The organism is Acinetobacter sp. YH12068_T (assembly GCF_024606005.1).
In the GTDB taxonomy this organism is placed as follows: Bacteria; Pseudomonadota; Gammaproteobacteria; order Pseudomonadales; family Moraxellaceae; genus Acinetobacter; species Acinetobacter amyesii.
The window spans coordinates 1,779,090-1,806,009 of sequence record NZ_CP094555.1; the positions used below are offsets into that span (position 1 = coordinate 1,779,090).

A 26,920-nucleotide genomic window follows, 5' to 3' on the forward strand; every position below is an offset into this window, starting at 1 on the left:
TATTAAAACTATAGTGAGTTATTTGCTAAATATTCTGTGATGATAAATTAAATAAAGGATCAAGCTCAAGATTTATTTGCTCGTCATAGAACTTTGACACGGAAAATTGAAACATGAATGGAAAAGTATTTGAAGTCACGGGAAGCGATGACTACATCACTGAATTTAAAGACAAGAATAGCTTTGAACAATCGATTAATACAGCATGGCGTCGTGCTGAAACTGAGTGCATTGAAAACTTATTAGCACACAGTGAAATCCCTTCCCCGATCAGCGATCAAATTCAACAATTGGCTTTTGACTTAGCCCATTCATTACGTGAACGTAAAAGCGGTACAGGTAAAGCAGGCATTGTGCAAGGCTTGCTACAAGAGTTTTCATTGTCTTCTCAGGAAGGCATCGCGCTCATGTGTTTAGCTGAAGCGCTACTCCGTATTCCAGACAAAGCAACACGTGATTTACTGATCAAAGATAAAATCAACCAAGGTAACTGGAAAGATCATGTTGGCCAAAGTAGCCTCATGTTCGTAAATGCTGCTGCTTGGGGCTTAATGCTGACGGGCAAACTGATGGAAACCCCTCAACAAAAAAGTCTGTCTAGCCTACTGACCGGTATTTTAGCACGCAGTGGACGTGGCATTATCCGTAAAGCTGTAGACGTGGCTATGCGTATGATGGGCGAACAGTTTGTTACAGGTGAAACCATCAATGAAGCGCTTAAACATGCAGAAATTTTAGAAGACAAAGGCTTCCGTTATTCATATGACATGTTGGGTGAAGCAGCATTAACTGAACCTGATGCAGAACGTTATTATCAAGACTATACCGATGCGATCCACGCGATTGGTCAAGCCTCTGAAGGTAAGGATGTTTATAACGGCGCAGGTATTTCGATCAAATTGTCTGCCCTACACCCGCGCTATCAACGTTCACAGATCGACCGTGTGCATAACGAACTTTATGGCAAAGTGCTTGAACTTGCAGTATTAGCCAAGCATTACAATATTGGTCTAAACATTGATGCTGAAGAAACTGACCGCCTTGAAATTTCTTTGGAACTACTTGAGCGCCTATGTTTTGAGCCTAAATTAGCGGATTGGAAAGGCATTGGATTTGTGATTCAAGCCTACCAAAAACGCTGTTTCTATGTAGTCGACCATATTATTGACCTCGCTAAGCGTAGCCAAAAACGTTTAATGATCCGCTTAGTGAAAGGTGCATACTGGGACAGCGAAATTAAGAAAGCGCAAATTGAAGGTATGAGTGACTATCCTGTATTTACGCGCAAAGTTCATACCGACCTGTCTTATATTGCATGTGCTAAAAAGCTCTTGGCAGCGCCTGAGCAAATTTATCCTCAGTTTGCAACACACAATGCGCAAACTGTTGCTACGATCTACCAATTAGCACAGCCAGAGATTTACTATCCAGGCCAGTATGAATTCCAGTGCCTTCACGGCATGGGTGAACCCCTCTATGAACAAGTGGTGGGTTCAAAGTCTGACAACAAACTGGGTGTGCCATGTCGTATTTATGCACCAGTGGGTAACCATGAAACCTTATTGGCCTATTTGGTTCGACGTTTACTGGAAAATGGTGCGAATACCTCTTTCGTCAACCGTATTGCAGATAAAAACTTAAAAATTGAAGATTTAATTGAAAATCCAAGACAGACGATATTAGCGACGGCTGAAAAAGAAGGTATCACTGGCGCTAAGCATCCATCCATCCCATTTCCGCAAGATTTGTATGGCTCAGAACGTCGTAACTCAAAAGGACTCGATTTAGCCAATGATCGCGACTTATCTCAGCTCAATACCACGGCAGTACAGCATGCACACACCCAATGGCATGCTAGTGCAATGGGTGCTAATTTAGAAGAAATTCATACTGCAAGTATCAACATTACAAACCCTGCAAACCGTAATGATGTGGTCGGCAGTGTCAGTGAAGCTAGTCTAGAGCAAGCGGAAATCGCTCTCAATAATGCGGTAAATGCCCAAGCTTCATGGAAAACTTTAGACAAAGATCAGCGTGCAGCATGCTTAAATCGTGCGGCAGATTTGATGGAAGCACAATTGCAATCTCTCATGGTGTTGTTGTCACGTGAAAGTGGTAAAACTTATGCCAATGCTATTGCTGAAGTCCGTGAAGCTGTAGATTTCCTACGTTATTATGCAGCTCAAATGATTGATCTAGCAGAAAATACGCAAATTGAACCCCTAGGTACTGTGCTGTGCATTAGCCCATGGAACTTCCCGCTTGCTATTTTCACAGGTCAAATTGCTGCAGCCTTGGTTGCAGGTAATACCGTGATTGCCAAGCCTGCTGAACAAACGCCACTGATTGCTGCTCAAGCTGTACATATTTTATGGGAAGCAGGTGTTCCCTTCGATGTATTGCAACTCCTTCCTGGCCGTGGCGAAACCATTGGTGCCAAACTCAGCGCGGACTCACGTGTCCAAGGCATCATGTTTACTGGCTCAACGGAAGTCGCACGTATCTTGCAAAAAACCGTGGCACAGCGCTTAAACCAATTTGGCGAAAGCGTGGTATTGATTGCTGAAACTGGCGGTCAAAATGCCATGATTGTTGACTCATCAGCATTGACAGAACAAGTGGTATTGGATGTCGTTAACTCTGCCTATGACAGTGCAGGTCAACGCTGTTCTGCCCTACGTATTCTCTGTGTACAAGAAGATAATGTGGACGTTGTCCGTACCATGTTACAAGGTGCGATGAAGCAACTTCGTGTCGGAAATCCTGCACTTTTAGCAACTGACATTGGCCCAGTGATCGACCTTGAAGCACAGCAAAATATTGAAAAACATATTGAGAAGATGCGTAGCAAAGGCTATCCAGTACATCAAATCATGTTTAATGCTGATGGCAATGCCTTAAGTACGGGAACTTTCGTTGCACCAACTTTGATTGAACTGCCAAATTTAAATGATTTAGAACGCGAAGTTTTTGGGCCAGTATTGCATTTAATTACCTACAAATATGGTGAGATTGAAAACCTATTAACACAAATTAATGCCAAAGGTTATGGTTTAACCATGGGCTTGCATACACGTATTGATGACACGATTCAAAAAGTTATCGGTCATGCAGAAGTCGGCAACCTGTACATTAACCGTAATATTGTAGGTGCTGTGGTTGGTGTACAACCTTTTGGCGGCGAAGGCTTATCAGGTACAGGTCCAAAAGCTGGCGGTCCTTTATATCTTTACCGTTTAATGCATCAAATTTCTGAGAAAAAATTGGCTACACCTTATGCTGCTCAGGCAGAAACACAAGCTGCACACTTCCCTGCATATGAAGCTTTTAACGCTTGGGCGAAGCAACATTTTGCAGGCATTGCCATTCAAGCACCGCAGGCCATAGCCGTAGGACAAAGTTTTGAACTGCAAGGCCCTACTGGTGAAAACAACCAATATGCCATTTTGGCACGTAAAGGTGTACTTTCACTAGCCAATAATGATGCAGATCAACTGAATCAAATTGCTGCGATTTTATCGGTGGGTAGTCAACCCGTGGTACTTGCAGACAATACTTTTGTGTTAAAACACTTAAATAGCATGCCGAAAATCCTCGTGGACCAATTTAAAGTGATCACGGATATTTATCATGGCAATTTTGATGCGGTTTTACACCATGGTGAACAAACTGAGTTATTAAAGATTCAACAGGTTATCGCTTCTCGTGAAGGTGCAATTATTGGCATTACGCATTTAGCTTCAGGCCAATATGACATCCCTGTAGAACGTTTCGTGATTGAGCGGGCAATCAGTGTCAATACTGCGGCAGCCGGTGGTAATGCCAGCTTAATGACGATGAATTAAACATTCGAATGAACTCCAACTAATCAGTTCCTCACTTAGCTCAATCTTTATGAATGTTCCATAAAGATTGAGCGTTTTTTTTAACTACCCCTAGATAAATATTCTGTTTAACGCATTCAGACTCATTTTCTCGACAGATAAATACAGCCAAAAGTGGAATTAATTTAGTCTTATAAGGTGAATTTTGCTAACATGACTTTTTTTAATATGTTTGCGATTTTTTACTGCATATGACTTCAACTTATCAGCAACAACTTGATGCCAAAGTTGCCCGCATTACGGCTCAATTTTCAGAATACAACCCTCCCTCTTTAGAAGTTTTTCCTTCTGCTGAACAAAACTTTCGTATGCGAGCGGAATTCCGAATTTGGCATACTGAAAATGATATGTTCTATGCAATGTTTGAACGCAATGCAGACAATGAAAAACAAGTTGTCGAAATTAAAGATTTCCCGATTGCAGATAAAAGCATTAATGATTTAATGCCCGTATTATTAAATGAACTCAAAGCACAAGAGATCTTATCTAGCCGATTATTTGAAGTTCATTTCTTAGCAACGCTGAAAGGTGAAATGCTGGTTTCATTGGTTTACCGCTGCCCGCTCAATGCTGAATGGGAAGTTGCTGCCAAAGCGCTGTCTGAAAAGCTCAATATCAAGATTTATGGTCGTAGTCGTGGTCAGCGCGTGATTTTAACTGATGACTATGTGGTTGAAGAACTCCAAGTATTTGACCGTAAATATCAGTATAAACAAATTGAAAGTAGCTTCACACAGCCAAATGCCGGCGTATGTCAAAAAATGCTGGAATGGGCGTGTCAGGTTGCGGATCATTCAGACAAAGACTTACTTGAGCTCTACTGTGGTAATGGTAATTTCACGCTGCCTCTTTCAACACGCTTTAATCGCGTTTTGGCAACAGAATTAGCCAAGTCTTCAGTCTATGCAGCACAGTGGAATATTGAGCAAAATGGTATTGATAATATCCAAGTGGCTCGTCTTTCAGCTGAAGAGTTTACCCAAGCCTACAATGCTGAACGTACATTCCGCCGCCTTGAAGAAGCTGAGATTGAAATTTCAAGCTATAACTTCGATACGGTATTTGTCGATCCACCGCGTGCAGGTATCGATGATGAAACATTAAAACTGTTACAACGTTTTGAACGCATTATCTATATTTCATGCAACCCAGATACTTTACATGACAATCTTAAACTGCTTTCACAAACGCATAAAATCAGTAAATTTGCCTTGTTTGATCAATTCCCTTATACACACCATGTAGAGTCTGGTGTGTTTCTTGAGAAGATTTAAACAAATTATTTCAAGTCATGTTGCTGTCATAAAAGGAGCTTTCTAAAAGCTCCTTTTTTATATGCTAAAAAAGCTTTATTTTCTCGCCACATGCAGTGCAATGGATGCCTTTTTATATCAATTAGGCAAAGATTCTAAAAGTCCAATCGAAAAAATGATCATTCAACTGGCTAAAATATCACTTTAGTAGTCTTGCTTTATTTATTGGATTGGTTATATTTCGTCCTATGTTAGGTCGCAAATGAAGGCTCTATGAGTTTTTGGCATAAGTTGTTCGCTAAAGAACAGCAAAACGGGCATAAGAATCAAATTGCCTGTGTTGAAAATGATTGCTCTTGTAAAACCAATGAACAGCTTATTGCTGCTCTTACAAAGGCAACGGATGAAGATGTTATCCTCGGTATCAAAAAAGTACTCGCTTCGCGCGGTTATAGCCGTAAGGAATTAAATGAAATCCAGCATCTACCTCTACAGTAGAGTCTGAACATTCAATGTTCAAACAAGGCATTCTGTTTTACAGAGTGCCTTTTTCATTTTTTAGTCTAATCAAAAGTATGCCGCTTATTTACAGATCAGGTTTTGTGGATTGGCCACATCGCTATTTACAGCTTTTATGCTATGCTCTAAGGCAACTCAGTGATGTCTAATTTTTAAACACACGACAATAAAACCTAATATTGCATCAAATAAAAAGCAGATAACCACTAAACTGGATTGATATAAAAACTAAAGGAATGAACATGAATAAATTAACAATTTGCCTAATCGCCTGCTGTATACTTAGTCTAAGTGCTTGTAGCCAAATCCCCAAAGAATGCGAAGAATCCAGGGATAAACTCGAAGCCTTGTCGAAACAAATGGGCTTAAACGAAGAACAAATCAAAGAACAGAAAAAACAGTTTGAAGAAAGTATTAAAAAACAATCTAAAGAACAAGCCATTCAAATGTGCCAAACCCAAAGTACCTTTTTAGGTTTAGTCGGCAAATAAACAGTAGTTTCTATCAATCTAAACACTGTACAGATGAAACCCGATTATTCGGGCTTTTATTGTTTGCATTGAGATGCTGTTGTATACGCTACAATTGGCCCTAAAGGTTTCAAACTTGAATCATGTCTATTCAATGCTTGAATATCTGCACTAGACACAGATCCATCTAAATACAAGGCATTGTTAATCGATAATTGCTTCTTAAAATATTGTGCAAATGCATAAAACGACACGCCTTCACGACTGATCACAAAATACAACTTCCCGTTCTTGATCCCCACGCCATTGCGGATTTTCAATGAATCTGACTGTGGGATAAAGTTTGGATTGATTTTTCCATCTACCACCAGCATTGGACCTGACTGCGTTGCATAACGTGCCTTAAAATCTGTGGAAGCATATTTTTGTGTAGTTAATATCACCGCTTGCTTGTCATTCCATGCCAGAACACCATTCGGCTGAATTAAAAAATTACCAAAGCCTCGTGTTGCACGATTCAAGGCTTTTTTCTGCAGCCCATTTTCAACGTAAAGACCAACAGGCGCTAAGTCTGCATGATACATCCCTGCATTCATTGCGAAGTTCATCGTATTACACTTACGCGCTAATGCCTGCTTTAAACGCTGTAAGTCTCGATATGGCTGCTGCTCTGCATCATATAAATAGAGCTTGAGTTGACTCAGATCCAAAATTTCAACCATATCCACGGCAATGGGCTGACTGACACGTTTCGCTTGAATATTGGCATAGGAAATACTCGGTGAGAAAATCAGACCGAGCAGCATCATAAAGCGCATTTTTTTAAACATTGAGGTTGATTGAAGACCAAGCATGACCCTATCCATAGTGCACGTTAAAAATCGAACAAATTTTAGCTAAATCATCGCTAAAATAGTCGATTAATTCACAGATTAAAAGTAGACTAATCTTTAAAAATAATTCGGATTTAAAGTAGGACTGGTAAATTCATGCACGTGCAGAAAGATGGTTTTCCTCTTGGAACACATCTGATTGTTAAACACTTCGGTTATAGCCATCATGGCATATATGCCGGCCGCGGTAGAGTCATTCACTACTCTGGTTTTGCACACCTTTTCAAAAAACATCCAATTGAAATGACTTCTATCGAAAATTTCAGCCACGGCAAAAAAATTATCGTTCAGTCATATAGCAATCCAAAATTTAAAGGTCGTAAAGTGGTGCGTCGCATGCGCTCACGTATGCATGAAAACAACTATCATCTGATTATTAATAACTGTGAACACTTATGCACCTGGGCCATTACTGGTGTTGAAAGTAGTCCACAAGTATTCCGTATGATGAACCGACTCACCACGATTGGCTATGTCAGTTCTCTGATGAGCTTTATGAGCAGTATGATGCTGACCGTGACCACTACTTGCTTTGCACTGGTGTTCTATATTAAAAAGAAACTGCGCGAAAAAGCCAAAATGCAGATGCCGGTTTATACCTATTTAAAGCGTGAAGAACATAAAAATCGTTAATCCACTACAGCATCGTTGAACTGTGGCTTTATCAAATTTCAATACATCAAACTTTACTTAGAGATCCTGTGCCAATACACAAGATTTTGCTTACCACGTATCAGATGTCATGCTTAATCTTGGTCACTCTTCACATTGCTAAAAGGTGGAAATTTATCTTCTACCAAATTACTTTGCAGGCCATGTTCTAAATAAATTTTGGCTGCATCCAAAACCGTTGTAAAACCACCTGTACTATCAATAATAAAATCAATCAATGCCTGACCTTGCAGAGGAATCTGAGAGTTTTTGATGCGAACATAGGTTTCCATCGGGCTAATTTGCTCAAAAATAAAATCGACCTGAGTTTTTGGTGCCCCCCACTGTATTTGAATTAATTGGTTTTCTTTAAGATTCAACACGTCTACATTGGCTACTGCATTATATTTTTGCCAAGTCCATTGCACGGTTTTACCTTCTTCTAGATAGCCACTTGATGCACTAAACCAAAAATGCTGTGTAATTAAAGGATCAACAAATGCATTAAATACGATATTGATGGACTTACGAATTAACATCTGGGTTTCAATCACGACACTCATCAGCATTCCTACAGTATTTTAATTTTATTCAGTGATAGCACAGAGCACTGATCATTGCCTACCACTGAATTGTTATTGCCCTATTATGCTGTATGTTCTGTAATAAATGCTGATGTCACTAGCGTGGGATTCTTCTCTGTAAATTGCCCATTCCAATAGGGATAGTATGGATAAGGTGGATACACTGCACTGACTGCGTCTAATCGGGCTAACTGCTCTACGCTTAACGACCAATCTTTCGCCGCAAGGTTATCCAACAGTTGCTGTTCATTACGTGCGCCTATCAAAATACTAGACACAGTCGGTCTGGTTTTCAGCCAATTCAATGCAATCTGCGGGATAGAGTGCCCTGTTTCCATGGCAATTTCTTGCATTACATCTAAGACTGCAAATAACTTTTCATGTCGAACTTGCGGTGCGAATTGTGCCGTTTCATGCAGCCGACTTTGCTTTGGAATCGCATGCTCACGATCAAATTTTCCTGTTAATCTCCCCCAACCCAACGGACTCCAAACTACTGCACCAATGTGTTGATCATGCTGCGCAGGCATCAACTCCCATTCATAGTCACGTCCAATCAAAGAATAATAGACTTGATGCACACTTAGCTTTTCATAGCCATGCTGTTGGGCAATCGACTGTGCTTTCATAAGCTGCCAGCCTGAAAAATTCGATGCACCGATATAGCGAACTTTTCCACTACGTACCAAGTCATCTAAACTGCGCATCAGCTGCTCAAGTGGCGTCGTGCTATCAAACTGATGTAGTTGCAGCACATCAATATAATCTGTGCCTAACCGCTTTAAACTCGCCTCCACGGCTTGAATTAAATAGCTTCTAGAATATCCACCTTGATTGATTTCATCATTCAATCGGATACCCACTTTGCTGGAAATAATCACCTCTTGGCGTTTTGATTGAAGTAATGCACCGAGCATCTGCTCAGAGGCACCATTTGAATAAGCATCTGCGGTATCGAAATAATTCACGCCTTGATCAATACAGAGATCAATCATGCGCTGAGCATCATTTAAGCTCGCTAGCCCCCATGCAGAGAAAATAGGGCCTTGCCCGCCAAATGTACCTGCACCAAAGCCGAACTCTGAAACTTGTAAGCCAGATTGCCCTAGGTTGAGATAGTTCATGGTGAATTCCTGTGTTTTATTTATACACAGAATAGGCACAGATATTTATCAGAAAAACCCTGAATATCGAGAAAGACTTTCTTGATTATATTGATAATGCTGACTGAAGATTTCGACTTATTCACACGAATGGCGGCACTGGGTTCAATCAGTCAAGCTGCCAAAGAAGCCAATCTCTCTGTTTCTGTCGCTAGTAGCCGTCTACACAGACTTGAACATAGTTTAGGGCTGCGCTTATTTCATCGCACTACACGGCAGCTACATTTAACACAGGAAGGTGCTGTTTTATTGCAGCAAGGATTTCCCTTACTCGAACAATTTAATTCGCTACTGAGCCAATTTCAGCCTGAACCACAACAACTCAGTGGCACATTAAAAATCACCTGTTCAGAAGTTTTTGGAAATCGTATCATGGGGCCAGTATTTGCAGCCTTTGCCAATCTACACCCAACATTGACTTTGGATATTGAACAGACCGATCAAAATTTAGATTTGGTCTCCGCAGGTATCGACGTTGCGATACGTATTGGACAGTTAGAAGACTCATCACTGATTGCTAAACCGCTCAGCTTAAACCGTCGTATTTTGTGTGCCTCGCCTAGCTATATCGAACAACATGGCGAACCTCACTCCCTAGAAGAGCTCTCTATACACCAATGCATTTTACAGAAATACTCTAAGGGTGTTTCGCAGCTTTGGACATTCGTCCAAGATCAACACAACATAAATATACCTGTTTCAGGACAAGTTCATATCAACTCAGGTGAAGGCGTACGCCAAGCAGCACTTGCAGGTTTAGGCATCTCAAACCACTCCATCTGGCATGTGGATGAAGATTTACAATCTGGCCAGCTCATCCAAGTTCTACCCAAGATCCCTGTTCAAAGTACTGCAATCTATGTGGTAATTCCGCATCGACATTTTGTTCCGCCTAAAGTACAGGCTTTTATGCGACACTTGGACGATTATTTTCAGCATCAATATGCTTGGTACGTATCGCCGAATTTATCTGAAAATTAGGCCAAGAATTTATCTTAAATTACTTTTAAAAGTCTTAATCAGCGGCGGAAGTTCAACTTCTAAGCTGCTATACATTTCACGCTCAATGTTTCGTACAATCGAGTCCAGCGGCAAATCATTTTCCTGCAAGCCAAAAGGCTCTTCCAGTTCTGCACTTAACGCATCCAAACCTAAAAATAAATACGCAATCAAAGCCACAATAACAGGTGTCCAAATCCCTAAACTGGCCTCTAGGCTAAACGGCAAAATCAGACAAAATGAATATACCGCGCGATGTAAAAGCACCGAATAGGAAAATGGTAATGGCGTGGTCATGATACGGTCACAGCCTGCATGGATATCACCCATCGCTACAGTATGACGTGTGAGCGTGCTGTAAATAATGTCTGTAATCTGACCTTGTTTATAGGTTTTGACTAAATCTTTTTGAATAATTTCAAGTAAATACTGTGGTGCATTGATATTGTCTCGGCATTGCTGCCATTGCTGATCCGTCAAAGCTACGCCGTCTTTAAAATGTGCAATATCTTGTGATTCATGGCGTAAGCGATCACGTAACAAATTGCAAAACAGCATGATGCGGTACATCAACACGGTTCTTTGCTCATCTTCAAGGACATGGCTATCACGAATCATGTGGCGTGTATTGGCAATCAATGAGCCCCAAAGCTTGCGCCCTTCCCACCAACGGTCATAACAGGCAGTATTTCGAAAGCTCAAAAAAATCGACAGAATTACCCCAAAGATGGTAAATCCGATGGCTGGAACTTCAGGCGTATTCAGGTAGTGTGCAGCGCTTAGATACACCAAAATCGCCGACAAACTCACGACGACAGCCAACGCAGGCATGACTTTTGGGAGTATCGTGCCATGCCATGCAAATAAAAGTTTAAAGCTATTATTTTTATTTCGAATGATCACTTATTTCCCCTCTGTACTGCCTTAATGAACCATCTCAAGCATGAAAAAAGCCCAACCGAAGTTGAGCTTAATCTTAACCTACTTGATCTTAACCTATTGGGGATTCAAAGATGAATCCCTTTAAAAACTAAGATTTTATTTACCCGGTTTAAAACTGTCTTTCAAATCTAAGATGCGGTTAAACACTGGTTTTTCAGCTGTATGATCAAACTGATCTGCAACAAAGTAACCTTCACGTTCAAATTGGAAACGATCTTCAGGTTTTGCTTCTGCCAATGCAGGCTCAATGACCGCTTGAACCACTTTAAGTGATTCTGGATTTAAGTTTGCAAGGAAGTCATCACCCACTTCAGGGTCTGATTCAGTGAATAAACGGTCGTAGATACGAACTTCCGCAGCAATACCCTTGCTTGCAGAAACCCAATGTACAACACCTTTCACTTTACGGCCTTCAGGGTTTTTACCTAAAGTTTCAGGGTCGATTGAACATTTCAATTCAACCACTTCACCGTTCTCGTCTTTAATCACTTCATCACACTTAATGACATACGCATGACGTAAACGTACTTCACCGCCCGGAATCAAACGTTTAAAGCCTTTAGGCGCAACTTCTTCAAAGTCTTTACGATCAATGTAAATGTCTTGAGTCAACGGAATGATACGGTCACCCATGTCTACATTTGGATGACGTGCATGCACCAAATCCATTGCTTCAGGCAAGTTAGTTAAAGTCACTTTGAGTGGATTCAACACTGCCATACCACGCGAAGCAGTATTTTCTAGAGACTGGCGGATGCAGTATTCAAGCATTGCAACATCTACGATACTGCCATCAACTTTCGTTACACCTACACGTTTACAGAAGTCACGTAGACCTTCTGGAGTAAAGCCACGACGGCGCATACCCACAACGGTAGGCATACGCGGGTCATCCCAACCATTCACAAATCCACCTTCAACCAATTTACGTAATTTACGTTTAGAGGTAATGGTGTAATCTACATTTAGGCGGCTTGATTCATACTGATGTGGTACAGATGGTGATTTAACTTTCTCGACAACCCAGTCATAGAATGGACGGTGATCAACAAACTCTAGTGTACACAGTGAATGCGTAACCCCTTCAATGGCATCTGATAATGGATGCGCATAGTCGTACATTGGGTACATTTTCCATTTATCACCAGTTTGGTGATGTTCAGAATGCAAAATACGATACAAAATAGGATCACGCATATGGATGTTAGGTGAAGTCATATCAATTTTGGCACGTAGTACTGCCTGACCTTCTCCCAACTCACCATTACGCATTTGTTCAAAACGCGCTAAGTTTTCTTCTACGCTAGCATCACGTTGCGGCGAATTTTTACCCGGCTCCACAAAATTACCGCGGTTTAGTTTGATTTCTTCAGGGCTCTGCAAATCTACATAAGCATCACCTTGTTCAATCAATTGCACTGCCCAAGTGTAAAGCTGATCAAAATAGCTAGATGCATAACGTGGCTCGCCGTTCCACTCAAAACCTAGCCATTTCACGTCATTGGCAATACCGTCTACATACTCTTGTTCTTCAGCATCTGGATTTGTATCGTCGAAACGGAGGTTACATAGACCTGCGAATTCTTGAGCAATACCAAAGTTCAAACAAATGGCTTTTACATGACCAATATGTAGGTAGCCATTTGGCTCTGGTGGAAAACGTGTTACAACTTGTTCGGTACGACCTGCAGATAAATCATCTGTAATGACTTGACGTACAAAATCTAAGCCTGGCTGTTGTTCCTGCTGCGCAGCTTCGACAGGGGCATTGTTCTTGGTTGTCGGATTGTTTGGCAGGGATGAAACAACATCGTTTGGCTTCATGGTAATAAAATCACTTCTATAAAGATAAAATTAGGATAATTAAAACGCTTTTCTTTATTTTTAACAAAGAAAGTAACGTTTTTACTTGCCTTGTAGTTTACAGTTTGCTTATGCTTCTCACAACCAAAAAACCCATGGCTTTCATGTCCATGTACAGGAGATTACACAATGAGTTTTCCTCAAGTCGAATTAAACACCAATAAAGGTCGTATTGTTCTTGAGCTTAACACTGAAAAAGCACCTAAAACTGCTGAAAACTTCTTACAGTATGTTCGCGATGGTTTCTATGACGGCGTGATTTTCCACCGTGTTATTGATGGTTTCATGATCCAAGGCGGCGGCATGGATGAAAACTTCAAAGAAAAAACAACTCGTGATTCTATTGAAAACGAAGCTGACAACGGTTTAAGCAATGATGTTGGTACGATCGCTATGGCACGTACTCAAGCACCTCATTCTGCTTCAGCTCAATTCTTCATTAACGTTAAAAACAACTCCTTCCTTAACCACACTGGTAAAACAGCGCAAGGTTGGGGCTATGCAGTATTTGGTAAAGTAGTTGAAGGTCTTGACGTTGTTGACGCAATCAAAAGCGTTCGCACTGGTAACCGTGGCTACCACGCAGACGTTCCTCTAGAGAACGTTGTAATCGAATCAGCTAAAATCATTTCTGAATAATTTTTAAATCCTCCCTGAGTAGCATTGCTGCGCAAGTCCCTTTAATAAAGGAGGGAGTTTCAATATGAAATAAATGTCGGAACTCCTCCCTTTTCTAAAGGGAGGCTGGGAGGGATTTTTAGAATAAGGAAAAGATTCGTGACCTATCTGTTTATCGCTGATTTACATTTGTCACCTGAACACCCTCGACTCGTTCGGGGGTTTTTAGCTTTGTTAGAACAATACAAAACTCAAAATACCCAGCTGTATATTTTAGGTGATTGGTTTAATGCTTGGATTGGTGATGACTTTACTGCCCCATGGTTAGACGAAATCATTGCAGCGCTTAAAGATTTTACTGCGTTGGGAAATCAAATTTATTTCCAAGTGGGTAATCGTGACTTTGCATTGGGTCAAAAGTTTTTAGATAAATTTCACGGTCAATTATTACAAGACGTGGATTATCTCCACATTGGCAACTATAAAATTCGCCTCGAACATGGCGATTTACTTTGCACCGATGATGTGTCTTACCAAAAGTTTCGTAAAGTGATTCGTAATCCTTTCCTTTTAGGTTTCTTAAAAAGCTTACCGCTTAGCATTCGACAAAAAATCGCCAATGGCTTCCGCAAAAAAAGTACAGAAACCAAGCAAGTTAAATCTTATGAAATCATGGATGTAAATGCCGAAGCTGTAGAAAAAGCTTTAGAGCATGCCGATCTACTGATTCATGGACATACCCACCGGCCCCAAATACATGATGTGCATGGAAAACTACGTATCGTTTTAGGGGACTGGCGCGCAGAACAAGCTCAAATATTAGAGGTTGGTGAAAACCCATCTGTGAGTGATTTAAAATTAAAAAAATGGTCTTACTAACCCTTAGACTTTAGTTAAACCTGCCGTCATATTTGGTTAAAACAATACATCCAGATATCAAGACATAGCCTTTTACCAGACTATCTCAACAGATTATCAATTGAACTGCATCCTACATATAGCAGATTAACGTCATTTAAAATCTTAAAAAAACAAAGTTTAAACTTAAAAATAATTTCACGTAGAATTCACTATGGACTACTTTCATCCACAGTGAACATCTTCAGATATTAATTAAGCAGCAATGACAGGTTGCTTAACTGCTGGGCTATTACCAATTTGCCATACATATGGTAGCGGCGTTTGATTAATCTCCCAATTTCCAATGACTTTCTGTTTATAAATAAGTGGATTATGCGATGATACTACACGAGCATTACGCCAAAAGCGGTCTAACTGTTTAGTTGTCGAGCTTGCTGAAGCGCCCAAGGCATTAAACAACTCACTACTCAAATTTAGTACCAACTCTGATATGACCACTTGCCCTTTAGAGGATTCAAGCTCCGCACGGTCATTCGCTTGCTGATCCAACTGGGTATCAGACTGAAAATGACTTAAATATGCGACATCCAAAGCTTCTGCTGCACGAAGTGTAATTGCTTCAGCTGCATAAGACTGTGCCGACGCCTTACCAATCACTTGTAAAATTTGTGCATCATCTCGAACTAAATCAGCATTACCATGGCTGTAAATACGTGTGCGTTCACGGACTTCATTACTGAAAACGTCCACAGCATTTTGTGCTATACCTGCCAGCGTTGCCAAATGCACGACCTGATAGAACGCCGTTTGATATTTAAAGCGCTGATCGAACGGCAAAATATGATCACGATCAATGCTGACATCTTGAATATTCAGTGTGCCGCTGCCTGTGGTTTTTTGGCCAAAGCCATCCCAGTCATCGTATACTTGTATGCCAGCGTCATGTGTTGAAACTGCGGCTATAACATGTTGATTCGTTGTTTCATCTAAAGCGAATAGATCGATCCAATCTGCAAAGATTGTTCCGGTAGAATAGTATTTTTGACCATTGACCCTTAGCTGACCTTGCGCATTTTCAGTAACTCGGGTAACAACATCTCCAATTTCAACTTTTCCGATTTCTGTCCAAGCATTACCGACCAAATCGCCTTGCAGAAAGCGTTTAAACCAAACCGTTTGATCTTGTGTTTTTTGCGCATTTAAACGGTCTTCTACAAAAGCAAAATGACCTCTTAATGCCTGTACAACATTAGAATCGGCCTTAGCCAATTCAATTAACAACTGAAACAACTGTTTTTGTGAAACCCCTTCACCGCCAAACGCCACGGGTACACGGACCGCACCAAATCCAGCTTGTTTTAACCATGAAATTGCATCATACGGCAGTTTCCTATTTTGTTCCCGCGCCAAAGCGCCTTCTGCAATTCTCTGAAAAATCGGACGGAACTTGGCGGCCACTTGATCATAGTCAGCACCTAAAGATATGTGCTGTTTATTATTTTGAATCGTCATAATCTTCTCCTCTTAACTCCAAGCATGGCGCGGCGGTGGTACATCATTTAAATAGTAGTTGCCTACAATATTCAGCTTCCAACGTACGGGATCGTGCAAAGTATGCGTGCGCGCATTACGCCAATGACGGTCTAAATTCAGCTCAGACAATGTTGATCGTGTGCCTGAGAGTTCAAATAGTTTATTCGCCGCAAGTAATGCAATTTCAGTCGTCAGGACCTTAGATTCTGCTGTTAGTAGTGTTGCCTCTGATACCGTTTCTTCTGTTGGGTTCTCTACGGCTCGGTCTATCGCTTCACCCGCCAAAGCCAACACTGCCTCTGCAGCTCGGAGTTTAATTTTCAACTCGCCGATGTTGGCAATCGTATACGGATCTTGCACCGCCTTTTCTAAGCCTGAATCAATCCAAGGACGTGCATGCTGGCGCACATATTGAATCGTTTCATTAATCGCACCGCGCGCAATACCAGCATCGACAGCAGATTGAATGAATTGAGAAATAGCGCCCGCAGCCGTTGGACGTTCAAAAGCTTGATGAATGGGTACAATGTGATTTAAATCCACTTTGACATTGTCCAACAGTACAGAACCGCTGACTGTCGTTCTTTGTCCAAAACCACTCCAGTCATTAATAATTGTTAAACCCGGCGTATGCTGGGGTACTAAGGCTGCATAAGGCTTTCCATCATTCACTGCAACCACAGGTATCCAATGTGCAAGCAAAGCGCCTGTTGCAAAGAATTTTTGACCATTAATGAGCGCATGATCATCTTTAAACTCAATGGCTGTTGTTAAATCTGCAACTGTTTTGGAACCTTTTTCTGAAAATGCATTGCCAAAGCGTTTACCTTGTAAGACTTGATCAAAGAAAAACTCTTGCTGTGATGGATTTGCATCCAAACGAATATGCTCGACAAAGGCCCAATGGTTTTGGGCAATTTGTCCTAGGGATGAGTCTGCACTAGAAATAATTTTGACCACTTCTGCAAGGGTTTTATAACCCACTCCTGCACCACCAAATTGACGCGGTACAGTAATGCCCCACAAACCTGATGCTGAATATTGCTGTACTTCCTGCAAAGGTAAGCGGCGTTCATGATCGCGTTTAGCTGATTCTTTTGTAAATTCCACAGCTAACTGTTCAGCAACCTCGATAGCTTCTTGATCAGATCGAATAATATGCGCTAAACCGTTAGATTGATAGAAATCGCGCGGAATGTTTTGCGCCTCTTTTAGTTTAATTTCAATTTTTGAAGTCATTCTTAAAATGCTCAGTTTAGATATTATTCAAATAAGCTAGCACTTTTTATTTTGATTATTTATAGAATTATCATCAAAACAAATCAGTTTTCATGACATGGAATTTACATTTTTTAATTGTCAAACAAAATCTTTATAAGCCGTACCAAACAAAAAAAATATCTGCTTATCCATATGAATATATGAAGTATTCAAAAATTATGATTAGCATTTATTCAGATTTGTTTTTGACTTTTTATTAATAAATGCAGCTGTATTTTTATATACCCTCTTATGCAAGAGATTAAATAACCTAGTAAAAAATCATGTCTAAAAATATTCGCTTCAATGCCTTTGAAATGAACTGTATTGCACATCAGTCACCCGGTCTATGGCGTCATCCATTAGACCGTTCTACAGAATACAAAGACCTAGAATATTGGACCGACTTAGCTAAAATTTTAGAACGCGGAAATTTTGATGGTGTCTTTATAGCAGATGTTTTGGGTATCTATGATGTCTATCATGGTTCTGCTGAACATGCGCTGACTGGCGCAGTGCAAGTGCCAGTGAATGATCCTTTGCAAATTGTTCCCGCAATGGCAGCCGTCACCAAACATTTAGGCTTTGGTGTCACGACTTCAATTTCATTTGAGCACCCCTATCCTTTCGCAAGGCGTATGAGTACTTTAGATCACCTGACGAAAGGCCGTGCAGGTTGGAACATTGTGACTTCCTATCTAGAAAGTGGCTCTAAAAATCTAGGTCTGAAAACCCAAGTCAGCCATGATAACCGCTATGATATCGCAGATGAATATTTAGAGGTCCTCTATAAACTCTGGGAAGGTTCTTGGGAAGATGATGCTGTGCTACGCGATAAGCAAAAAGGGATTTTTGCCGATTACCGTAAAGTGCATCCAATTCAACATGAAGGAAAATACTTTACAGTTCCTGGCATTCATATTTGCGAACCTTCACCCCAGCGTACACCGGTTTTATATCAAGCTGGCGCTTCAGCACGCGGACAACAGTGTGCTAGTCAAAATGCGGAATGTGTTTTCATCTCTGCACCAACTCAAATTGCTGTAAAAAAGCTGGCAGATGGTATTCGTCATAATTTAGTGAAAGAAGGCAAAGATCCGAATTCTGTTCTGATCTATACCATGCTGGCCATAGTGGTTGATGAGACCGATGATAAAGCCCAAGCTAAGTTCCGTGAATATCAGCAATATGGCAGCTATGACGGCGGCTTGACCCTGGCTTCTGGCTGGTCAGGTGTCGACTTTTCTCAGTTTAAACCAACAGATCAAGTGGAATACATTCAAACCGATGCAATTCAATCTATGCTGCAATCTTATGTAGAGGCAGATCCTGATAAAATTTGGACGATTGAGGAAATTGCAAAATGGACCAGTGTCGGCGGTAACGGACCTGTTATTGTCGGCTCTCCAGCAACCGTGGCAGACCGTTTACAGGAGTGGATTGAGTACACTGGTATCGATGGCTTTAACTTAGCCTACATATTGGCGCATAAGAGTTTTGAAGATATTGTGGAATACGTGGTACCAGAATTACAACGTCGTGGTGTATATCAAACAGAATATGCTGACGGAACCTTGCGTGAAAAACTCTTCGGCCAAGGCGCGAAATTGCCCGACAACCACCGTGCGGCGCAATACCGATATAAAAACCACGCTCAAGTTGCGAACATCAATCAACACGTAGAAATGGTTTAAGCCGCTTTATTTAGGCAAAAAAAAACAGCAGATGATCTGCTGTTTTTTGCTTTCAGGCTAAGCGATATAGCTGGTTTGGGCCAGTATAGAAGCTTTTACCATCTAGATTCAGGTTAAATGTCTCGCCTGTTTCTAATTCAATCATTTGTCCAACATCAACCCAAATTAAACCAGCATTGGTATTTTGTTGACGTTTCAAAGGCACCAATTTCACATTAATTTCATCGCCATTTACAGCTTTGGCAGTTTGCCAAGTATTTAAAATATTCAAAAGATTTACTCAACATGTGAGCTTTTTGTGACAGAACAAAGAGATTAATCAATCGGGTTTGGAATAATAATTCTGTAGTTACAAAGATAAGATTCAAGTCAGAAGCTTGAATACAGATAAATCACAATCAGCTAAATAAAAAAGATAAGCAGGAACATTACCCGCTTCGAGTTAAGCAGAAGTATACAATATTGCGCTTTGATTAGCAAAAGTAGAGTTTACATATACTCTAAGCCACTACTTTTGCTAAAATTATTGAATTAAAATTTTAACCATCGAGTAAATTAATTATCCATACAGTGAATAATATAACGAAGGCTGTATCGCTTAGTAACCACCTTCTGTTTTCGTAACTGGGGTATCATTTTTGTATTTCGATAAAAGTTCACGTAACGAATTCATGAGCACACTGGTATCGACACCCACGGCAACAAATTCTGTGCCTAACTCGATATACTTTTGAGTCGCATCATGCTGTGTCGACAAAATACCTGCAGCTTTACCCGCCTTACGTATGCGCTGAATCGCATCAATCACGGTTTTTTGTACTTCAGGATGATTCGGATTCCCTTGATAACCCATCGTCGCCGACAAATCCACGGCACCAATAAACACCCCATCGATGCCATCAATTTTCAGTATTTCATCTAAGTTTTTAATCCCTTCAACCGACTCAATCTGAATCAGTAAACAGATATTTTCATGTGCATTTGCATAATAGTCAGGAATACTGTTCCAACGTGTTGCACGTGCTAATGCTGCACCAACGCCTCTAATACCCTCGGGTGGATAACGTACTGCCTTAACCATAAGTTGAGCTTGTTCAACAGTTTCGACCATAGGGATGAGCAAGGTTTGCGCACCGATATCCAACAATTGTTTGATTAATTGCACACTACCAATTGGAGGTCGAACCACAGCCTGCGAAGGATATGCTGCAATACTTTGCAGTTGCGACAATGTCGTCCGCAAGTCACTTGGCGCATGCTCACCATCAATGAGCAACCAGTCATAACCTGCATTTGCAGCTATTTCAGTACCATAAGCATCGGCTAAACCGACCCACAAACCAATCTGCTGTTCGGTTTTTAATTTTTTCTTGAAATGATTGGTGTAATCCATCGCTGCTGTCTCATGCTTAAACTATGATTAACTACAATTGATTAAACGCCTTTTGGCAAAAACTACCAATAGCATTTATCTATCTTATGATTTTATATAACTCTAATTCGCACTTCATACAGCTTAAATCTGTTAATTTTTAGCCAATAAGCCTCTTTCATAAATCAAAAAACGAACAGTCTCTTGCTGATTATTTGTACCGAAGAATTTTAAATATTCATGCATAATCTGCGGATGAAATATATCGATTCAAAGAAGCTTTCTGAAACACAATTTAAGCGATACACCGGCATATCATGGTCAACCTTTGATTTAATGGTTGAACAACTGAAAATGCATGTTCCTGCTAAAGGTAGACCAACTAAATTGAGCATAGAAGATCAAATCCTTCTGTGCTTAAGTTATTGGCGTGAATACCGAACCTTGTTCCATGTTGCAACAAGTTATGGTGTGTCAGAGCCGACTGCTTCAAGAATTGTCCGTCATGTAGAGGACTGCCTGATCAAGTCCAATTTATTTAATTTACCGAAGCATTTGCCTGAGGGCGAAGGCATCGACTGGAACGTGGTGATTGTTGATGCCACAGAAATTCCAATACAAAGACCTAAAAAAACAGAAGAAAAGCTATAGTGGCAAAAAGAAGGCACATACTTTCAAAGTTCAGGCCATCATTCATTATAGAACTCAGCAAATTATGAGTTTATGCACTGATCGTGGTGCTGTACATGATTTCGAACTCTTCAAACGAAACTTACATCAGATTCCGGCAGGTGCCTTTATCCTTGCAGATAAAGGCTATCAAGGGATTTACGCAGTGTATCCAAATAGCTTGTTGCCATTAAAAGCAAAAAAGCGCTGTAAATTGGATCCTGAACTAAAAATCTATAATCAAGAAATCAACAAAAGAAGAATTGGGGTTGAGCATGTATTTGGTAGTTTAAAAACTTTCAAAATCCTTGCCGAGCGATATCGTAATCGAGGAAAAAGACTGGGCTTAAGATTCAATTTAATTGCGGGAATCTATAATTTAGAGCTGAGCAAAAAATGAATTATGAAAGAAGTCTAATGAGTACAGCATATACGACTAAGATCTATCCTTGGAAAATTTTCTCCTTAGACCATTTGTCCATTTATCCGCTAAACTACAGCAAACTATATCTGGAGATATTCGATGGATCTGTTAAACGTATCAAAACAACGCTATACCACGAAAGCATATAATCCTGCTAAAAAAATTCCACAGGAACAATTTGAGCGTTTATTACAAATACTCCGTTTAACACCATCTTCCATCAATATTCAGCCTTGGCATTTTTTTATTGCAGATCATGATGCAGCCAAACAACGCATTGCCAAAGCCTTAGTAGGAAAATATGCCTACAATGCCCCAAAAGTTTTAGATTCATCACATACGATTTTATTCTGTACTAAAGCAGACATTACTGCAGAGCATTTAGATAATCTTTTAAATCAGGATGATCGTAGTGGTCGCTTTAAAGATGACAAAGCCAAACAAGGTCAAAAAGACAGCCGTACAGGTTATGTCGATTATTATCGTAATGAAAAAGGTGATATTCAACGTTGGGCTGAAAACCAAACATTTATTGCTTTAGGTCAAATGCTTTTGGCAGCAGGCATTGAAGGTGTCGATGCAACTCCGATTGGTGGATTTGACGAAGCGATCATCTCTGAAGAATTGGGCTTAGTTGAACAAAACTTGATTCCTTCTGTACTGATGACTTTAGGCTATCGCAGTGAAAATGATTTCAATGCGAAATTACCTAAATCACGTCTAAATGCTGAAGAAATTTTTACACACCTCTAAGCTTTCCATAAAACCGACGAAAGGGGCAATTTTGCCTCTTTTTTGTCATTTCGGGACTTATTATTTAAACAATTATCGAGTATATTCTGCTCAAAATACACTCAGGTTTCTCCCTATGCCTACAGCTATAAAATTACCTATGAAATTTCATTGCGAAGCGTGCAATACGGTTTATTTACAAAAATATGCGGGCGATATGCTCCATAGCTATCCAAACTGCCCAAACTGTAAACAACCGGGTCAGTTACAAGGCACCATTGAAACTCAAGATTTTCTGAAGCACCCTGTTGCTGTGGGTAAATGTTATTTTGAAAATACCTTACAACGTTTTCAACAACTCACACGTTAACTAAGCATCTAAAACTAAAAGCCCTCAATACGAGGGCTTTTTTAATAACGACATATTTAGTAACAATGTGAAAATAGAAATTTTATAAATTGGTCTGAACTTTGCTGAATAATTTGAATCAAAACAACAATTCAAGCAGAGGTGGGACATGTCATATTCACTACAAATGCCGATGAAGTTTGAATGCGGTCATTGCCATCAAATGTATCTGCATACTTATCAATATACTGATCATCACTGCCCTGAGTGTCCAACGTGTCGAGATCAAGGACTGCTCATGGGCGTGGCTGAATGGGATGATGTACTACAGCACCCGATCGTTTTTACTAAAAATTATCTTAGACAGACATGGCATATGCTAAGCAAACCACACTCATGATCCCTGCAATCAAACCAAATACGGTTGCGACTCTCAATTTTTCTTTAAAGATGATAAGGCCCGCAACCACACCTAAAACCACGACCAAAATATTCATTCCAGCAAACACGATTGCAGGTGTGTCTTTAAGCAACATATGGGCTTTCACATACAGTGCAATATTAGCAAAGTTTAAGAGACCTAAGCCCAATCCTGCAAGGATGTTTTTGGTCTGCCCCAAACTGCCGTGCTGTACGATGTTATAAATGCTCGAAAGTAAAAATGCACAAATAAACACCAAATTTAAAGTCACCGCAAACTGCATGCCCAAACCTGAAGCAAATTTTAATAGCACATCAATCAGTGCATAGCCTGCCCAAACGCTCAATAAAAATAAAATCCCCTGCTTTCCATCAATGCTTCCCTTGCGCTGTGAAAATAAAATCAGCAATACCGCAAGTACACCAAGTGCGATACCAATGAGCTTAATGGCATTAAAATATTCACTGAAAATAAAATAGGCTGCGCTAAGAGAAAGCACAACAGATAAGCGCTGAGCCAATTCGGTTTTTAAAATACCCGCTGTTTGCAGTGAGCGTGCTAAGCAATAAAAAATCGTCGGCAGTAATACACCCAAAGCCGCAATTAAAACCCACGGCGTTTTATTAATCGAAATATGAGCTAGATCCGGCTTAAACCATAGAAAACATAAAATACTCGCAGATGCATAATTCCATGTGATCATTTGTGCAGGGTTAAACCCCCGATCACGACATAGTTTTAGAATTACTGAAACGAGAACACTGCAAATCGCGGCAGCAAAGATCAATTCCATGACACGCTCTTATTCTTGAGTTGTATTTAAAGCAATTTTTCTAAGTTCAAATCAAAGAAAAGCCCACTTAATTGTGGGCTTTTCTTCAAAAATAATCTATCTCAAGACAAATTATTTATAGTGACTCACCATTTTCTCTAAAGAAATTGGACGAATCTTGTCAGCATTCCCCGCTGTACCAAATGCTTCATAACGATCGATACAAATTTGTTTCATTGCATCAACAGTTGCAGAGAAGAATTTACGTGGGTCAAATTCAGCTGGTTTTTCAGCCATCATACGACGCATAGCACCTGTAGATGCAAGACGTAAGTCAGTATCGATGTTAATTTTACGAACACCGTGTTTGATTGCGTCTACAAGTTGGTCTACTGGAACACCATAAGTTTCGCCGATGTTACCACCGAATTCATTAATTACAGCCAACCATTCTTGTGGCACAGAGCTTGAACCGTGCATTACAAGATGCGTATTTGGTAACGCAGCGTGAATTTCTTTAATACGGTCAATCGCTAAGATGTCACCTGTAGGCGGGCGAGTAAATTTGTACGCACCGTGTGAAGTACCCACTGCAATTGCAAGTGCGTCAACATTGGTATCAGCTACAAATGAACGCGCTTCTTCAACTGAAGTTAAAAGCTGAGAATGATCAAGTACGCCTTCAGCGCCTACACCATCTTCTTCACCAGCCATACCAGTTTCAAGGCTACCTAAACAACCGATTTCGCCTTCTACTGAAACGCCACACGCATGTGCCATTTGAACAGTACGACGAGTCACGTCTACGTTGTATTCGTATGAAGTTGGTGTTTTACCGTCTTCACCTAAAGAACCATCCATCATCACTGATGAGAAGCCAAGTTGAATAGAACGTTGACATACATCAGGGCTAGTACCATGGTCTTGGTGCATAACCACAGGAATATGTGGCCATTCTTCGATTGCTGCCAAAATCAAATGACGCAAGAACGGAGCGCCTGCATACTTACGTGCACCCGCAGATGCTTGTACAATTACAGGTGAATTTGTTGCATCTGCTGCAAGCATAATTGCACGCATTTGTTCTAAGTTGTTTACGTTGAATGCTGGTACGCCGTAAGCATGTTCGCCGGCGTGATCCAAGAGCTGGCGCAATGAAATAAGAGCCATAATATCCTCCCAGGTAATGCCGCATATTCTACATGCTCAATCATTTCAATTCAGCAACAAATAACACTATTTAAAAAAAAATCCCTGCATTTGCAGGGACTTTTTAAATAAAGACAACAATCTTAGTGAGCTGCTGCTGCTGAAGCGGCTGTTTCAGCGTCAGCTGTTGCTTCGTCTGCAGGTGCATTTGCAATTTCAGCAGGAACATCTTGGTTCTTTTCATCCAATACTGGCTTATCAAGTTCATCAATGGCTTTTTGTTGTTCTGGCGTTGTTTGAGCATTGTCTACGGCAACAGCAGATGCTTCTGATTCCGTTGGTGCAGACTCTTTTTTAGCACAAGCTGTCAAAGTTAATGGTGCGATTAAAAGTACAGCAAGTGCAAGTTTTAAGTTCATCGTTGTTTCCTACTACTGCGAATTAGGTGTTGCGATGAATTTTATTGCAGAAATATTGCACTTTGATGACGGCAAAATGAATGGGCGATAAAAAAAGGCTGACCGAAGCCAACCTTTTTAATACTGTATTATCTTATTGATAATACTAAATTAAGCACGGTCAAGAAGCGCTGCTACAGCAGGAAGTGTTTTACCTTCGACGAATTCAAGGAAGGCACCACCACCAGTCGAGATGTAACCAATTTTGTCTGCAACTTCATATTTATCAATTGCAGCAAGCGTGTCACCACCACCCGCGATCGAGAAGCCTTCAGATTCTGCAATCGCTAAAGACAATGCTTTGGTGCCTTCGCCGAATTGATCAACTTCAAACACACCTACTGGACCATTCCATAGAATAGTTTTTGAAGTTTTCAAGATTTCTGCAAATGCTTTTGCAGTTTCAGGGCCCACATCCAAAATCATGTCGTTGTCTGTTACATCTTCAACTTTTTTCACGACAGCTTTAGCAGCAGCTAATGATCCGAGGAAGTCTGCAAAATCAATTTCAGCAGCATCAGCAACAACAACATCTGTTGGAAGTGGTACTGATACTTTTGCAGCAATGGCTTTTGCTGTGTCGATCAGGTCATTTTCACAAAGTGATTTACCAACATTGAAGCCTGCAGCAGCTAAGAATGTATTGGCAATACCACCACCCACGATCAATTGATCACAGATGTCAGATAGTGAAGTTAATACATCTAATTTAGTAGAAACTTTTGAGCCTGCAACAATCGCAACCATTGGTTTTGCAGGAGTTTTAAGTGCACGGCCTAGTGCATCAAGCTCAGCAGCAAGTAAAGGACCTGCAGCAGCCACTTTTGCACAACGTGCTACGCCTTCAGTCGATGCTTCTGCGCGGTGAGCCGTACCAAATGCATCCATAACGTAAACATCACAAAGTGCTGCATATTTAGCAGATAATTCAGGATTGTTTTTCTTTTCACCTACATTGAAACGGCAGTTTTCAAGTAAAACCACCTGACCTGGCACAACGTCAACACCATCCAAATAGTCAGTGATCAATTGAACATCTTGACCCAAAGCTTCTGTTAAATAAGCGGCTACAGGTGCTAGAGACTGTTCTGCTTTAGGCTCACCTTCAACAGGACGACCTAAGTGTGAATACACCATTACAGCAGCACCTTTTTCTAAAGCTGCTTTAATTGTTGGCAACGCCGCACGTAAACGTGCATCGCTTGTAATCACGCCATTTTTAACTGGTACGTTAAGATCTTCACGGATCAGAACACGTTTACCCGCCAAATCTAGGTCAGTCATACGCTGAAAGTTCATGCATTACTCTCTTTTATTGATATCAAAACGCGACGATTTTAAATGATTATGCAGAAAAACGTTAGCTTCTTTTGCAGAAAAGCTATGT

26 protein-coding genes are annotated in these 26,920 nt (G+C 40.5%); 13 read left to right on the top strand and 13 right to left on the bottom strand.

Annotated elements, in window-relative coordinates; all coding sequences use genetic code 11:
* The first annotated feature begins 113 nt into the window (after window positions 1–113).
* From putA to MST18_RS08610, 4 genes are all read left to right on the top strand, one after another.
* Window positions 114–3,845: a trifunctional transcriptional regulator/proline dehydrogenase/L-glutamate gamma-semialdehyde dehydrogenase gene (gene putA / locus MST18_RS08595; protein ID WP_180133730.1), complete on the top strand. Its 3,732-nt coding sequence runs from the start codon at window positions 114–116 to the stop codon at window positions 3,843–3,845.
* A 230-nt stretch (window positions 3,846–4,075) separates the two neighbouring features.
* Window positions 4,076–5,158: a tRNA (uridine(54)-C5)-methyltransferase TrmA gene (trmA, locus tag MST18_RS08600; RefSeq protein WP_078193491.1), complete on the top strand. Its 1,083-nt coding sequence runs from the start codon at window positions 4,076–4,078 to the stop codon at window positions 5,156–5,158.
* Between the two features lie 252 nt (window positions 5,159–5,410).
* A complete protein-coding gene (locus MST18_RS08605) occupies window positions 5,411–5,635 on the top strand; it encodes a hypothetical protein (RefSeq protein ID WP_078188679.1) in 225 nt (74 codons plus the stop codon).
* A gap of 263 nt (window positions 5,636–5,898) precedes the next feature.
* Window positions 5,899–6,147: a hypothetical protein gene (locus MST18_RS08610; RefSeq protein ID WP_180133731.1), complete on the top strand. Its 249-nt coding sequence runs from the start codon at window positions 5,899–5,901 to the stop codon at window positions 6,145–6,147.
* 56 nt (window positions 6,148–6,203) lie between these two features.
* Here the strand turns inward: MST18_RS08610 and MST18_RS08615 are convergent, their stop codons facing one another.
* Window positions 6,204–6,980: a phosphodiester glycosidase family protein gene (locus MST18_RS08615; RefSeq protein WP_257227537.1), complete on the bottom strand. Its 777-nt coding sequence runs from the start codon at window positions 6,978–6,980 to the stop codon at window positions 6,204–6,206.
* A 135-nt stretch (window positions 6,981–7,115) separates the two neighbouring features.
* Here MST18_RS08615 and MST18_RS08620 point away from each other — a divergent pair, with 135 nt between their 5' ends.
* Entirely contained in the window at window positions 7,116–7,652 is a 537-nt protein-coding gene (locus MST18_RS08620) for a lecithin retinol acyltransferase family protein (RefSeq protein ID WP_111883727.1), read from the top strand.
* Between the two features lie 113 nt (window positions 7,653–7,765).
* Here the strand turns inward: MST18_RS08620 and MST18_RS08625 are convergent, their stop codons facing one another.
* Both MST18_RS08625 and MST18_RS08630 read right to left on the bottom strand, forming a co-directional pair.
* A complete protein-coding gene (locus tag MST18_RS08625) occupies window positions 7,766–8,233 on the bottom strand; it encodes an SRPBCC domain-containing protein (RefSeq protein ID WP_373684455.1) in 468 nt (155 codons plus the stop codon).
* Between the two features lie 83 nt (window positions 8,234–8,316).
* Window positions 8,317–9,378: an aldo/keto reductase gene (locus tag MST18_RS08630; protein WP_180133733.1), complete on the bottom strand. Its 1,062-nt coding sequence runs from the start codon at window positions 9,376–9,378 to the stop codon at window positions 8,317–8,319.
* 96 nt (window positions 9,379–9,474) lie between these two features.
* On the opposite strand from MST18_RS08630, the gene MST18_RS08635 reads away from it, so the two are divergent.
* The gene (locus MST18_RS08635) at window positions 9,475–10,398 is read left to right on the top strand and encodes a LysR family transcriptional regulator (protein ID WP_180133734.1); all 924 of its coding nucleotides are present in this window, start codon (window positions 9,475–9,477) and stop codon (window positions 10,396–10,398) included.
* A gap of 9 nt (window positions 10,399–10,407) precedes the next feature.
* Here the strand turns inward: MST18_RS08635 and MST18_RS08640 are convergent, their stop codons facing one another.
* Both MST18_RS08640 and MST18_RS08645 read right to left on the bottom strand, forming a co-directional pair.
* On the bottom strand, window positions 10,408–11,319 hold the full coding sequence (locus tag MST18_RS08640) for a bestrophin family protein (RefSeq protein WP_180133735.1): 912 nt from the start codon (window positions 11,317–11,319) through the stop codon (window positions 10,408–10,410).
* A 135-nt stretch (window positions 11,320–11,454) separates the two neighbouring features.
* Complete coding sequence (locus MST18_RS08645; RefSeq protein WP_078193499.1) at window positions 11,455–13,182, bottom strand: glutamine--tRNA ligase/YqeY domain fusion protein; 1,728 nt, start codon at window positions 13,180–13,182, stop codon at window positions 11,455–11,457.
* Between the two features lie 168 nt (window positions 13,183–13,350).
* Here MST18_RS08645 and MST18_RS08650 point away from each other — a divergent pair, with 168 nt between their 5' ends.
* Both MST18_RS08650 and MST18_RS08655 read left to right on the top strand, forming a co-directional pair.
* Window positions 13,351–13,860 carry a peptidylprolyl isomerase gene (locus MST18_RS08650; RefSeq protein WP_078193500.1) on the top strand — a complete coding sequence of 170 codons (510 nt, stop codon included), beginning with the start codon at window positions 13,351–13,353 and terminating at the stop codon, window positions 13,858–13,860.
* A gap of 138 nt (window positions 13,861–13,998) precedes the next feature.
* The gene (locus MST18_RS08655; protein ID WP_180133736.1) at window positions 13,999–14,718 is read left to right on the top strand and encodes a UDP-2,3-diacylglucosamine diphosphatase; all 720 of its coding nucleotides are present in this window, start codon (window positions 13,999–14,001) and stop codon (window positions 14,716–14,718) included.
* A 234-nt stretch (window positions 14,719–14,952) separates the two neighbouring features.
* Here MST18_RS08655 and MST18_RS08660 read toward each other — a convergent pair whose 3' ends face one another.
* Together MST18_RS08660 and MST18_RS08665 are read right to left on the bottom strand one after the other, a co-directional pair.
* Window positions 14,953–16,212, bottom strand: a complete 1,260-nt coding sequence (locus MST18_RS08660; protein ID WP_180133737.1) for an acyl-CoA dehydrogenase family protein — start codon at window positions 16,210–16,212, stop codon at window positions 14,953–14,955.
* Between the two features lie 12 nt (window positions 16,213–16,224).
* A complete protein-coding gene (locus MST18_RS08665; RefSeq protein ID WP_180133738.1) occupies window positions 16,225–17,472 on the bottom strand; it encodes an SfnB family sulfur acquisition oxidoreductase in 1,248 nt (415 codons plus the stop codon).
* Between the two features lie 305 nt (window positions 17,473–17,777).
* Here MST18_RS08665 and MST18_RS08670 point away from each other — a divergent pair, with 305 nt between their 5' ends.
* Window positions 17,778–19,187: an LLM class flavin-dependent oxidoreductase gene (locus tag MST18_RS08670; RefSeq protein WP_180133739.1), complete on the top strand. Its 1,410-nt coding sequence runs from the start codon at window positions 17,778–17,780 to the stop codon at window positions 19,185–19,187.
* 52 nt (window positions 19,188–19,239) lie between these two features.
* Here MST18_RS08670 and MST18_RS08675 read toward each other — a convergent pair whose 3' ends face one another.
* Both MST18_RS08675 and hpaI read right to left on the bottom strand, forming a co-directional pair.
* Window positions 19,240–19,458, bottom strand: coding sequence for a transposase (locus MST18_RS08675; RefSeq protein WP_111883736.1), 219 nt, complete (start codon window positions 19,456–19,458; stop codon window positions 19,240–19,242).
* A gap of 327 nt (window positions 19,459–19,785) precedes the next feature.
* Complete coding sequence (gene hpaI / locus MST18_RS08680; RefSeq protein ID WP_180133740.1) at window positions 19,786–20,580, bottom strand: 4-hydroxy-2-oxoheptanedioate aldolase; 795 nt, start codon at window positions 20,578–20,580, stop codon at window positions 19,786–19,788.
* 234 nt (window positions 20,581–20,814) lie between these two features.
* On the opposite strand from hpaI, the gene MST18_RS08685 reads away from it, so the two are divergent.
* The 4 genes from MST18_RS08685 (at window position 20,815) to MST18_RS08700 (ending at window position 22,754) form a co-directional block, all read left to right on the top strand.
* Complete coding sequence (locus MST18_RS08685) at window positions 20,815–21,210, top strand: transposase family protein (protein WP_067764127.1); 396 nt, start codon at window positions 20,815–20,817, stop codon at window positions 21,208–21,210.
* Window positions 21,158–21,628, top strand: coding sequence for a transposase family protein (locus MST18_RS08690; protein ID WP_213066213.1), 471 nt, complete (start codon window positions 21,158–21,160; stop codon window positions 21,626–21,628). Before MST18_RS08685 ends, MST18_RS08690 begins: the two co-directional genes overlap by 53 nt.
* 123 nt (window positions 21,629–21,751) lie before the next feature.
* Window positions 21,752–22,405, top strand: coding sequence for an oxygen-insensitive NAD(P)H nitroreductase (gene nfsB / locus MST18_RS08695; protein WP_180023792.1), 654 nt, complete (start codon window positions 21,752–21,754; stop codon window positions 22,403–22,405).
* Between the two features lie 115 nt (window positions 22,406–22,520).
* Window positions 22,521–22,754: a hypothetical protein gene (locus MST18_RS08700; protein ID WP_078188692.1), complete on the top strand. Its 234-nt coding sequence runs from the start codon at window positions 22,521–22,523 to the stop codon at window positions 22,752–22,754.
* Window positions 22,755–23,092: 338 nt separating this feature from the next.
* On the opposite strand, the gene MST18_RS08705 is transcribed toward MST18_RS08700, so the two are convergent.
* The 4 genes from MST18_RS08705 to MST18_RS08720 form a co-directional block, all read right to left on the bottom strand.
* Complete coding sequence (locus MST18_RS08705) at window positions 23,093–23,947, bottom strand: EamA family transporter (protein WP_078193508.1); 855 nt, start codon at window positions 23,945–23,947, stop codon at window positions 23,093–23,095.
* A 111-nt stretch (window positions 23,948–24,058) separates the two neighbouring features.
* Window positions 24,059–25,096, bottom strand: a complete 1,038-nt coding sequence (gene fba / locus MST18_RS08710; protein WP_078193509.1) for a class II fructose-bisphosphate aldolase — start codon at window positions 25,094–25,096, stop codon at window positions 24,059–24,061.
* A gap of 122 nt (window positions 25,097–25,218) precedes the next feature.
* Window positions 25,219–25,494 carry a hypothetical protein gene (locus tag MST18_RS08715; RefSeq protein WP_078193510.1) on the bottom strand — a complete coding sequence of 92 codons (276 nt, stop codon included), beginning with the start codon at window positions 25,492–25,494 and terminating at the stop codon, window positions 25,219–25,221.
* A gap of 150 nt (window positions 25,495–25,644) precedes the next feature.
* Window positions 25,645–26,832, bottom strand: coding sequence for a phosphoglycerate kinase (locus tag MST18_RS08720; protein WP_180133083.1), 1,188 nt, complete (start codon window positions 26,830–26,832; stop codon window positions 25,645–25,647).
* Window positions 26,833–26,920: the final 88 nt, after the last annotated feature.

Bases quoted from the DNA above. Each gene is read 5' to 3' on its own strand.
- MST18_RS08670 (WP_180133739.1), top strand. From the start codon at position 17,778: ATGTCTAAAAATATTCGCTTCAATGCCTTTGAAATGAACTGTATTGCA.
- hpaI (WP_180133740.1), bottom strand. From the start codon at position 20,580: ATGGATTACACCAATCATTTCAAGAAAAAATTAAAAACCGAACAGCAG.
- fba (WP_078193509.1), bottom strand. From the start codon at position 25,096: ATGGCTCTTATTTCATTGCGCCAGCTCTTGGATCACGCCGGCGAACAT.
- MST18_RS08635 (WP_180133734.1), top strand. From the start codon at position 9,475: ATGCTGACTGAAGATTTCGACTTATTCACACGAATGGCGGCACTGGGT.
- MST18_RS08650 (WP_078193500.1), top strand. From the start codon at position 13,351: ATGAGTTTTCCTCAAGTCGAATTAAACACCAATAAAGGTCGTATTGTT.
- MST18_RS08705 (WP_078193508.1), bottom strand. From the start codon at position 23,947: ATGGAATTGATCTTTGCTGCCGCGATTTGCAGTGTTCTCGTTTCAGTA.
- trmA (WP_078193491.1), top strand. From the start codon at position 4,076: ATGACTTCAACTTATCAGCAACAACTTGATGCCAAAGTTGCCCGCATT.
- nfsB (WP_180023792.1), top strand. From the start codon at position 21,752: ATGGATCTGTTAAACGTATCAAAACAACGCTATACCACGAAAGCATAT.
- MST18_RS08685 (WP_067764127.1), top strand. From the start codon at position 20,815: ATGAAATATATCGATTCAAAGAAGCTTTCTGAAACACAATTTAAGCGA.
- MST18_RS08720 (WP_180133083.1), bottom strand. From the start codon at position 26,832: ATGAACTTTCAGCGTATGACTGACCTAGATTTGGCGGGTAAACGTGTT.
- MST18_RS08630 (WP_180133733.1), bottom strand. From the start codon at position 9,378: ATGAACTATCTCAACCTAGGGCAATCTGGCTTACAAGTTTCAGAGTTC.
- MST18_RS08620 (WP_111883727.1), top strand. From the start codon at position 7,116: ATGCACGTGCAGAAAGATGGTTTTCCTCTTGGAACACATCTGATTGTT.
- MST18_RS08715 (WP_078193510.1), bottom strand. From the start codon at position 25,494: ATGAACTTAAAACTTGCACTTGCTGTACTTTTAATCGCACCATTAACT.
- MST18_RS08690 (WP_213066213.1), top strand. From the start codon at position 21,158: ATGCCACAGAAATTCCAATACAAAGACCTAAAAAAACAGAAGAAAAGC.
- putA (WP_180133730.1), top strand. From the start codon at position 114: ATGAATGGAAAAGTATTTGAAGTCACGGGAAGCGATGACTACATCACT.
- MST18_RS08605 (WP_078188679.1), top strand. From the start codon at position 5,411: ATGAGTTTTTGGCATAAGTTGTTCGCTAAAGAACAGCAAAACGGGCAT.
- MST18_RS08610 (WP_180133731.1), top strand. From the start codon at position 5,899: ATGAATAAATTAACAATTTGCCTAATCGCCTGCTGTATACTTAGTCTA.
- MST18_RS08660 (WP_180133737.1), bottom strand. From the start codon at position 16,212: ATGACGATTCAAAATAATAAACAGCACATATCTTTAGGTGCTGACTAT.
- MST18_RS08625 (WP_373684455.1), bottom strand. From the start codon at position 8,233: ATGAGTGTCGTGATTGAAACCCAGATGTTAATTCGTAAGTCCATCAAT.
- MST18_RS08665 (WP_180133738.1), bottom strand. From the start codon at position 17,472: ATGACTTCAAAAATTGAAATTAAACTAAAAGAGGCGCAAAACATTCCG.
- MST18_RS08700 (WP_078188692.1), top strand. From the start codon at position 22,521: ATGCCTACAGCTATAAAATTACCTATGAAATTTCATTGCGAAGCGTGC.
- MST18_RS08645 (WP_078193499.1), bottom strand. From the start codon at position 13,182: ATGAAGCCAAACGATGTTGTTTCATCCCTGCCAAACAATCCGACAACC.
- MST18_RS08615 (WP_257227537.1), bottom strand. From the start codon at position 6,980: ATGCTTGGTCTTCAATCAACCTCAATGTTTAAAAAAATGCGCTTTATG.